Origin of the sequence: Pauljensenia sp. 20925_1_34, from assembly GCF_041432775.1 — a bacterium.
Classification (GTDB): Bacteria; Actinomycetota; Actinomycetes; order Actinomycetales; family Actinomycetaceae; genus Pauljensenia.
Genome location: NZ_JAPWAG010000043.1, coordinates 1 through 9,689, shown reverse-complemented (window position 1 = coordinate 9,689; position 9,689 = coordinate 1). Strand labels below are relative to the sequence as shown.

At 60.1% G+C, this 9,689-nt stretch carries 9 protein-coding genes; 2 read left to right on the top strand and 7 right to left on the bottom strand.

Translation table 11 applies throughout. The features are described 5' to 3' along the window. Window positions 1-802 precede the first annotated feature (802 nt). The 7 genes from O3669_RS10540 to O3669_RS10510 form a co-directional block, all read right to left on the bottom strand. On the bottom strand, window positions 803-1,321 hold the full coding sequence (locus O3669_RS10540) for a DUF6301 family protein (protein WP_371524772.1): 519 nt from the start codon (window positions 1,319-1,321) through the stop codon (window positions 803-805). A gap of 237 nt (window positions 1,322-1,558) precedes the next feature. Further along, window positions 1,559-2,077, bottom strand: a complete 519-nt coding sequence (locus tag O3669_RS10535; RefSeq protein ID WP_371524770.1) for a DUF6301 family protein — start codon at window positions 2,075-2,077, stop codon at window positions 1,559-1,561. Window positions 2,078-2,412: 335 nt separating this feature from the next. Next, window positions 2,413-2,931, bottom strand: coding sequence for a DUF6301 family protein (locus tag O3669_RS10530; RefSeq protein WP_371524768.1), 519 nt, complete (start codon window positions 2,929-2,931; stop codon window positions 2,413-2,415). Between the two features lie 237 nt (window positions 2,932-3,168). Then, window positions 3,169-3,687: a DUF6301 family protein gene (locus tag O3669_RS10525; protein WP_371524766.1), complete on the bottom strand. Its 519-nt coding sequence runs from the start codon at window positions 3,685-3,687 to the stop codon at window positions 3,169-3,171. 9 nt (window positions 3,688-3,696) lie between these two features. Then, a complete protein-coding gene (locus O3669_RS10520) occupies window positions 3,697-5,265 on the bottom strand; it encodes a hypothetical protein (protein WP_371524764.1) in 1,569 nt (522 codons plus the stop codon). A 375-nt stretch (window positions 5,266-5,640) separates the two neighbouring features. Then, complete coding sequence (locus O3669_RS10515; RefSeq protein WP_371524762.1) at window positions 5,641-6,231, bottom strand: hypothetical protein; 591 nt, start codon at window positions 6,229-6,231, stop codon at window positions 5,641-5,643. A 118-nt stretch (window positions 6,232-6,349) separates the two neighbouring features. Continuing rightward, window positions 6,350-6,868 (bottom strand): DUF6301 family protein, encoded by a 519-nt coding sequence (locus O3669_RS10510; RefSeq protein ID WP_371524760.1) that lies wholly within the window; start codon window positions 6,866-6,868, stop codon window positions 6,350-6,352. Window positions 6,869-7,179: 311 nt separating this feature from the next. Between O3669_RS10510 and O3669_RS10505 the strand changes: the two genes are divergently transcribed. After that, a complete protein-coding gene (locus O3669_RS10505) occupies window positions 7,180-8,508 on the top strand; it encodes a PLP-dependent aminotransferase family protein (RefSeq protein ID WP_371524758.1) in 1,329 nt (442 codons plus the stop codon). A gap of 22 nt (window positions 8,509-8,530) precedes the next feature. Next, window positions 8,531-9,562 carry a D-alanine--D-alanine ligase gene (locus O3669_RS10500; RefSeq protein WP_371524756.1) on the top strand — a complete coding sequence of 344 codons (1,032 nt, stop codon included), beginning with the start codon at window positions 8,531-8,533 and terminating at the stop codon, window positions 9,560-9,562. Window positions 9,563-9,689 lie beyond the last annotated feature (127 nt).

The following is a 9,689-nucleotide window of genomic DNA, read 5'->3' as shown; positions in this document are numbered from 1 at the left end:
ACGCGCACGCCTTCAAAACGAGTCGAATCCGCCAGCAGGAGTTCTTCCCCATAGGCCAGTATCGCCTCGTTGGCGGTATGCCAGGCTACCGCCAGGTGAGCGGCGATCCGATTCATGGACATATTGTCAGCGATCAAGCACACAAGTCCCCAGCGCAAGGCCCCAAAGGAGAGTTTGGCGCGTGGGGGAGCCGCCTGGCTGATGTCGTCACACCAGGAGCGAGAACACGCGCGACAGTGGTAACGTCCCACATACACCGCCAGCGTCGTGGGCTGATGCCCCCGCGGTTCGTGCGCTAAGCGCCGGGTACGCGACCCCAGCGAATACCCCGGGCGCCCACACCCTGGACACAGCCGAGCAGGACTAGCCGCACGGCACTTCAGGACGAACCCACCCCCCTGGCAGCGCATCCCCACGGCCACTAAGCCCAGCTCCTCCAACCCACAATAAATCGTCATATCCGCAGCAGAAAAGGTAGCATGAGGCATGTCGGGGCCTCCCAGCGTTTGAAGTGTTGCAACCTCAATCATCGGGCAGGCCCCGACCCCATGCCAACACCACCCCCCACACCCCAAAATGCGAAGAGCCCCATAACCGGCAAGCCCATGAGGCGACCGGACCACCGACCCTCGGCTTCATCGCCGACTGGGTCTAGTACGTCTATCGCCGTGTCGATGACCTCTTGGCTCTCTCCACTCCTGCATTAGGCCCGAGGGCCGGTGTTTGTTTCACGTGAAACAATCCGCCTGCGACTCCCAGGTCGAGGCCAGCCGCGCCCGGGCGCCGAGACCACCCGCCGGTACTACTCGTCCTCCGAGATGTACCCCTTGGCGACCAGACGCGCATACTCACTCGCAATAAACATCTCCTCAGGAGACTTAATGTAGCAGTCAATGAGTGACCGATTGCCACCAATACTGATGCCGACACCGCGGGAAGTAATATACGTCGAACGGTAGTATCCCCCCTTGTTCCTGCGCTGCTTGGGCTTACCGTACCGGCTCTTCAGAATGTCGCAGAAGTGCCGGTAAATCACCAGGGCATCCTTCAGTGAATCCCCCCGAGCCTCCTCAGGCGCAATATCAGTAATTAGAAAGTTAAATGAATATAGAGCTCCCTGTCGACAGCTAAAGCTAGACGAAAGCTCGTGAGGTTGAATATCGGAAGTAAACAAACTTGGCTTATCCTCCTTGGGTACCCATCCGAATTGGTCTCGTAGGGCGTAGCCGTCTTCGGCGGTTTTGGGCCACGGTGAGTCTACCCAGGCCTGGAGGATCTCGATGAAACGTTCATCGGACAACACGGTGAACTCAAAGGACATGATCCTCCTTCACAGGGCCTTGATGGCCCGGCCGACACCAACAACACACACGCCGCTCACGCACAGGATGAATCACAACCAGCCCCAACAGCAACCCCACAGGAACCCAAGCCCCCACCGTATGCCCGAGGACGACAGAACTCGGCATCAAGCCAGCAGGCGGCCGCGCCCCCGCACCACCGAGGCCAGCCACACCCCGGCAGTAAGCCGGAGGCCAGGCGCGCCCGGGTGCCGGTACTACTCGTCCTCTGAGATGTACCCCTTGGCGACCAGACGCGCGTACTCGCTCTCAATAAACATCTCCTCAGGAGACTTAATGTTGCACTCAACGAAGGAACGACACCCACCCGGATTGATACCCACCCCCTGCGGAGAAACATATAGAGCCTCGTAAAATCCGTTCCTATTCTTGCGCCGCTTGGGCTTCCCATACCGACTCGTCAGAATGTCACAGAAATGCCGATAAATCACCAAGGCATCCTCCAACGAATCACCCCGAGCCTCCTCCGGCGCAATATCAGTGATCGGAAAGTCGAAAGAACCAATCACGCCCTGCCGACTGGTGAAGGCAGCGGAAAGCTCATCAGGCACGACATCAGAGGTGAAAACATCCGGCTTGTTCTCTGAGGGTACCCATCCGAAGCGGTCGCGTAGAGCGTAGCCGTCTTCAACAGTCTTAGGCCAGGGTGAGTCCACCCACGCCTCAAGAATCTCGATGAAACGATCATCAGACAACACGGTAAACTCAAAAGACATGATCCTCCTCTAGTAGCCCTTGATAGCCTCGTCAACGCCGACAACACGCACGCCGCTCACGCACAGGATGGATCACAACCAGCCCCGACAGCAACCCCACAGGAACCCAAGCCCCTACCGTATGCCCGAGGACGACAGAACTCGGCATCAAGCCAGCAGGCGGCCGCGCCCCGGCAGTGAGCCCAAGGGTCCCCAAGCCCGACAGCGAGCCCAAGGACAGCAGGACTCCGTATCAAGCCAGCAGGCGGCCGCACCCACGCACCACCGAGGCCAGCCACACCCCGGCAGTAACCCCGAGACCAGCCGCGCCCGGGCACCGAGACCACCCACCGCGACTACTCATCCTCCGAGATATACCCCTTGGCGACCAGACGCGCATACTCACTCTCAGTAAACATAAGATTAGGTGACTTAATGTAGCACTCAATGAGTGACCGATTACCGCCAATACTGATGCCAACACCGAGCGAGGTAATATACGTTGAACGATAGTATTCGCCCTTATTCCTACGCTTCTTCGGCTTATCATACCGCCGCGTCAAAATCTCACAGAAACGCCGATAAATCACCTTCGCCGACTCCAACGATTCCCCACGAGCCCCTTCAGGCGCTATATCAGTAATAGGAAAAGTAAGTGAATTAATCGAGTCATTTGACTCCGTGAAGTAAGCCGACGGCTCATCTGGCTCAACATCCGAGGCAAATAGCGCCGGATCTTGAGAATCTGGCGTCCATCCGAACTGGTCGCGTAGGGCGTAGCCGTCTTCGGCTGTTTTTGGCCAGGGCGAATCCACCCACTCCTCAAGAATCTCGATGAAACGATCATCAGACAACACGGTAAACTCAAAGGACATGATCCTCCTTCACAGGGCCTTGATGGCCCGGCCGACACCAACAACACACACGCCGCTCACGCACAGGATGAATCACAACCAGCCCCAACAGCAACCCCACAGGAACCCAAGCCCCCACCGTATGCCCGAGGACGACAGAACTCGGCATCAAGCCAGCAGGCGGCCGCGCCCCCGCACCACCGAGGCCAGCCACACCCCGGCAGTAAGCCGGAGGCCAGGCGCGCCCGGGTGCCGGTACTACTCGTCCTCTGAGATGTACCCCTTGGCGACCAGACGCGCGTACTCGCTCTCAATAAACATCTCCTCAGGAGACTTAATGTTGCACTCAACGAAGGAACGACACCCTCCCGGATTGATACCCACCCCCTGCGGAGAAACATATAGAGCCTCGTAAAATCCGTTCCTATTCTTGCGCCGCTTGGGCTTGCCATACCGGCTCGTCAGAATGTCACAGAAATGCCGATAAATCACCAGGGCATCCTCCAACGAATCACCCCGAGCCTCCTCGGGAGCAATATCAGTGATCGGTACACGCATTGACCTGATGTTTCCACCGCTGACAGAGAAGCTCGAGGATAGTTCGTCGGGACGAACATCCGAAGTAAACAAACTCGGCTTATCCTCCGCAGGCACCCACCCGAAGCGGTCGCGTAAGGCGTAGCCATCTTCAGCAGTCTTAGGCCAAGGCGAATCCACCCACGCCTCAAGAATCTCGATGAAACGATCATCAGACAACACAGTGAACTCAAAAGACATGATCCTCCTCTAGTAGCCCTTGATGGCCTGGTCGATGCGGGCGATGTGGGCTGGGTCCAGCTCAATCGGCTCGGTCCTAAAGTCTATTCTCCCAGCGTTCCCACTGCGGGCAATCGCGACGTCGGAATACACCGTGACACGCCCATCCTTGACGGCCTCCCACAACGCCGGGTTCTCACGCATCTTCTGGTGAAAGTCCGTGTCCTTAGCCAGGCGGTCCCCCACGTAGGCAGCCGAACTCTGCTCGACCTCGACCCCGTCAACCTCGTAGGTCCCGATCTTGGCGCTCGTGCCACCCTTACACTCCCCCACATGCAACTCCCCAGGCCGATACCCAATCGTGTCCACGTGACTACGACCGGTGCCCGGACCGCCCACGCCGCCGGCCTGAACGATCCCCATCTCATCCCACTTAGCCTCCAAACCGGCGTGCCCCATGCGCTCCGCAGCGCGAGCCTCAGCCACACGCGCAGCAGTCAAATCTGCTGCAGTGTCATTCAGATCGTCGACTACACGGTCATCCACACCTTGCTCTCGCAGATGTCTAATGCTCTCATTGCGTCGTTTGACCGTCATGTGCGAGCGCGGGTTACGCGGGCTGTTTCGGTTCGGGAAATGCTTATCCAGTGCGCTCTTGAAGGGAGAGGTCATGCGGTCCACGGTACGTTCCAAGCCAACGCGCGTGGCCCGGAATTTGATGCGCTGCTGGTTCATGTCAGCGAGGTGATCAACGGCTGAAACCCCGTCAGGCGTCGAGCGCGACCGGCGGCCCTTGACCCAAGACGCGTGGTCGACCAAGTCATCGATCTTGCCGCGCTTGCCCATCATGCCGAAGCCCGGAACCACCGCAGCCAGGCCGGCCTTCATGCTTGTCGCCTTTCCAGACAGGTCGGTGACACTGTGCGAGAGTCTCTGCCCGGCCTCGATCAGGCCATTGATCTTCGGGGACACATCAGCGGTAAAAGCGCTGACCTTCGTAGAGATCTGAGCAGCCACAAGCGGTGCCAGAGTCCCCACCGACAGGACTGCCTCCGCAATCGCCTGAGCGAGTTGGCCGATGATGTCACTAATCGCCCCGACAACCAGGCTTCGTACGATACCCACGACCTCAGCCAGAATGCCGATCGCCGTACTGACCCCTTCCGTAGACGATGCACCACCGCGCAGTGCGTCAACGGTCTTCCCACACCTCGTGCGCGCGGCGTCAGCAGTCTGACCTTCACTCCGGCACAACAACGACGACACGTCCGACTCCATGGAATCGGCCTGGCCACCCATCGCCGCAGCAGTATTCGCCCACGTCTGCGCATGCGCCCGAACCTGATCGGCATTACCAGCCAGCTGATCCATCCACCCCTTGAGCGGTTCGAAGTGCTCGATGAGGAAGCCCGCGCCCCACGACACCAGCGTCGCAATCGGGTTCGTCACGGCCGAGGCCACGTCCGCCACAGCGCCGACCGTGGATAGCCCCACGCCCAGCCAGGATCCCTCCTTCAAAGACGAGCTAATTGACTCAATGTCCTCAAGAAGTCCAGCACCCTGCGCCGCAGTGGTCGTATCGGTTCGTGTAGCAATCAAATCCTGCGCGCTAACACCGCTTGAAGCAGCACCAGCAGCAGCTCGGGCACCCCGGCCCGCAACATGCGTAGAAGCACCAGCTCCCGCCAAGTCGACGCTCATGGCATCCATGTCCTCACCGAGTTTGCAGAGTCAGACTCCGTCTCCTCAAAACTCGCGGCAGCACCCCGGAGCGCCCCGCCAGTATCGGACGCATGAGTACCAGCTGCAGCAAGCAAATCATGAGCAGACGTAGCAAACATGCCCAGCACAGGACCGATGATCGCTCCCACGATCATTCCGAACCCATCTGAAGAAGGTGCTGCATTGAGTGCGCTAATTCCTTCGCTGACGGCATCGCTCACGGCTTCTGTTCGACCGGCCAACGTCACGACGTCAGCAGTATCGACAGACAGATCCCCTGTGCTCACCACTGCCCCCTCCGATACGGGTTGCGCTCAGGCATACGTCCACGCAGTACTCCCCAACTACGCGGGGCACGTGCGACTCCTTGCCAGCGCTTTCACGCGCTGACCCGTACTGCTCCAACAGCGCCTTCGCCGGCTGTGAATCCGGCCCATATGCATCGGATGCAACATCAGCCAACTGAGCACCGCGATCAGCAATAGCGTCCTCATAAGCGGAGACAATCCGACTATCTACTACGCCATCCACACTGACTTCCACGACCCGCCCGGCGCTATCCACCCGAACAGACACACACCCAGACGGATCAGACCCTTGCCCCACCACTTCATTGGCACCATCAAGGAATGCCTGAGCAGCCGCTCCCATCCGCTCTGCTTCAGCGCTCGCGACTTTGAGCGCCTTCAACTGAGCCGCAACACGCTCATCGATACCCGCATGCACACCGGACATATCTGTCATGGCAACAAATGAGACCCAACACGAGAAACTTGTCAAGCGTTCAAACAACATAGATTCACGAGTGCAGCACAGCAGATCATTGACAAAATAGTAGGCCACCGTTCCCACAACATTGTTTCACGTGAAACATCAACACAAGCCGAACCAAGGGTAGAAACCTACGATCGCGGACGGTCCACACCACACTACGAGCACGACCAAATTCCCCGGGGTACGACTACTCGTCCTCTGAGATGTACCCCTTGGCGACCAGACGCGCATACTCACTTGCAATAAACATCTCCTCAGGAGACTCAACAACACAACTCACGTGAGCGATCGTGCCCCCCACACTCACGCCAACACCCTGAGACGTCACAAAATTCGAGCGGTAATAACCATTTCTATTCTTGCGCCGCTTGGGCTTCCCATACCGGCTCGTCAGGATGTCACAGAAACGCCGATAAATCACCAAGGCATCCTCCAACGAATCCCCCCGAGCCTCCTCGGGCGCAATATCAGTGATCGGAAAGTCAAAAGAACCAATTACACCCTGCCGACTGGTGAAGCTAGCGGAAAGCTCATCAGGCACGACATCAGAGGTGAAAACATTCGGCTTGTTCTCCGAGGGTTTCCATCCGAAGCGGTCGCGTAAGGCGTAGCCGTCTTCGGCGGTCTTAGGCCAGGGCGAATCCACCCACGCCTCAAGAATCTCGATGAAACGCTCATCAGGCAGAACAGTGAACTCAAACGACATATCGCGCTCCCTTCCGGCCCCGAACGAGCCTCGCCAACACGGGCATCCACGCCAGCCAGCGGATCAACACATCAGCGGCGCAGCCGTGCGTCCGCGCTGACCGTTCAACACTATCAATTGTTTCACGTGAAACAGTCACGCGCGACGACAACCGCAGCACCCATGCCTCGCCCGGAAACGCAACCATGGCCTCAGCGAAGGAAACGCGAAACGCTGCGCCCAATCACCGGTCCTCATCGCCCCGATAAGCCAGGAAAGTGGCACACTTTACCTATACGGATAACGCGACTCCAAGTAAAGGATGGCACCCCTTGACTCAGCCTTCGACACACGGGGCGACCCCGGCCTCGTCCGGGCGCACGCCCGCGCAGGGTAACCGCCTCGACCCCTGGTACGACGTTTACGCAGACCGCGCACTGAACCTGCGCGCGTCGGAAATTCGCGCGCTCTTCTCCGTCGTCTCGCGCCCCGAGGTCGTCTCCCTCGCCGGCGGTATGCCGAACCTGAAGGACCTCCCCCTCGACCGCCTTGCCGCGTCCGCGGAGAAGCTGATCCGCAACCACGGCGCGCAGGCCATGCAGTACGGCAACGGCCAGGGCTGGGAGGTGCTGCGCGAGCGCATCACCGAGGTCATGGCCTACGACGGCATCGTCGGCGCCGACCCCGACGACGTGGTCGTAACAACGGGCAGTCAGCAGGCCCTTGACCTCGTGACCGAGCTCTTCGTGAACCCGGGCGACGTCGTCCTCGCGGAGGCCCCCTCGTACGTGGGCGCGCTGGGCGTCTTCCGCGCCCGCCAGGCGGACATCGTGCACGTCCCCATGGATGAGCACGGCATCATTCCCGAGGCCTTGGTTGAGACGATCCGCGACGTGCGCGCCTCGGGTCGCACAATTAAGTTCATCTACATCATCCCGAACTACCACAACCCGGCGGGCGTGACCCTGTCGGCGGAGCGCCGCCCGATCATCGCCGAGATCTGCCTGCGCGAGCACGTCCTGATCGTCGAGGACAACCCCTACGGTCTGCTCGGCTTCCACAACGATCCTCTGCCGGCCATCGCCTCGTACAGCCCGGAGGGCGTCGTCTACCTGGGTTCGTTCTCGAAGATGTTTGCGCCCGGTTTCCGTATCGGCTGGGCGTACGCGCCGCACGCGATTCGCGCGAAGCTGGTCCTGGCGCTCGAGTCGGCGATCCTGTGCCCGTCGATGGTGGGCCAGATGGCGATCGCGGATTACCTGAGCAACTACGACTGGTATGGGCAGGTGAAGTCGTTCCGTTCGATGTACGCGGAGCGTTGCCGCTCGATGCTGACGGCGCTCGAGGAGTTCATGCCGTCGTGCTCGTGGACGGTGCCGGATGGCGGTTTCTACACGTGGGTGACGCTGCCTGAGGGCTTGGATGCGAAGGCGATGCTGCCGCGCGCGGTGCGCGCTCAGGTCGCGTACGTGTCGGGTACGGCGTTCTTCTACGATGGCTCGGGGTCGAATCACATGCGCTTGTCGTTCTGCTACCCCACGCCCGAGGATATCCGCGAGGGTGTGCGCCGCCTGTCAACGGTGGTCAATGCGGAGAAGGAAATGGTCGACATGTTTGGCACGGCTTCAATTGACGAGGCCGGGGCTGGGTCTAATCGTTAACGTTGCGAAGGAGTAACACACTGTGGCTACGAAGGTTCTGATTATTTCGGGCGGTCTGACGCACGAGCGTGACGTGTCTGTGCGTTCGGGTCGTCGCGTCGCGAATATTCTGGCGCAGGCCGGCTACGAGATTGTCATTTCGGATGTGGATGCGTCGCTGGCGGGGGCGATTGAGTCGTTCGCTCCTGACGTGATTTGGCCTCTCGTGCATGGGTCGATTGGCGAGGATGGCTCGTTGCAGTCGTTCTTGGAGTCGCTGGGGATTCCCTTTGTGGGGTCGTCGTCGGTTCATTCGATGCTGGCGTCGAATAAGCCGACGGCGAAGGCGCTGCTGGGTTCTGCGGGGTTGGCGACGCCAGGGTGGGTGACGCTGCCGCAGGCGATTTTCCGTCAGCTGGGTGCGTCGAATGTGCTGTCTGCGCTGGAGGGGTCGGTGTCGTTCCCGGTTGTTATTAAGCCGACGGATGGTGGCTCGGCACTGGGTATTTCGACGGCGCATGATGCGAAGCAATTGCGTCGGTCGATGGTGGATGCGTTTGCGTACGGCCAGCGTCTGATGGTGGAGCAGCGCATTGAGGGCCGCGACGTGGCCGTGTCGGTCGTGGATCTGGAGGGCGGCCCGGTCGCTCTGCCGCCCGTCGAGGTTGTGACGGACGATGGTCGCTACGACTACGATGCGCGGTACACGACTGATGAGGCGGAGTACTTCGTTCCGGCGCGTTTCTCTCCCGAGGCCTTGGCTGACATGCAGGCCGCGGCCGTGGAGGCGCACACGACGCTGGGTCTGCGGGACTTGTCGCGCATGGATTTCGTGGTCGACGAGGAGGGCACCTGCTGGTGCATCGACGTGAATGTGGCGCCGGGTATGACGGATACGTCGCTGCTCCCCCAGGCGGCAGATGCGCTCGAGGATTCGTCGTTTGCGCAGTTGTGTGCTGACATCGTCGAGTTCGTGGCTGGCGGACGCGTACCGGCCGAGGCCGAGGCGGTCTCTGAGGACGTGGCTGCGGCAGCCGACAACGCCGAGCCGGTGGAGGATGTTGTCACCGACTGATCCCGCATAGGCCTTTTGCTCGCGTACTACCCTGCGAGACGCACCGGGCCCGGGAGGACTGTCGTCCTCCCGGGCCCACATGTTGCACGTGAAACAATCGCCAGTCCATCGCACTATGCAACGATGG

Bases quoted from the DNA above. Each gene is read 5' to 3' on its own strand.
- O3669_RS10535 (WP_371524770.1), bottom strand. From the start codon at position 2,077: ATGTCTTTTGAGTTTACCGTGTTGTCTGATGATCGTTTCATCGAGATT.
- O3669_RS10525 (WP_371524766.1), bottom strand. From the start codon at position 3,687: ATGTCTTTTGAGTTCACTGTGTTGTCTGATGATCGTTTCATCGAGATT.
- O3669_RS10540 (WP_371524772.1), bottom strand. From the start codon at position 1,321: ATGTCCTTTGAGTTCACCGTGTTGTCCGATGAACGTTTCATCGAGATC.
- O3669_RS10510 (WP_371524760.1), bottom strand. From the start codon at position 6,868: ATGTCGTTTGAGTTCACTGTTCTGCCTGATGAGCGTTTCATCGAGATT.
- O3669_RS10530 (WP_371524768.1), bottom strand. From the start codon at position 2,931: ATGTCCTTTGAGTTTACCGTGTTGTCTGATGATCGTTTCATCGAGATT.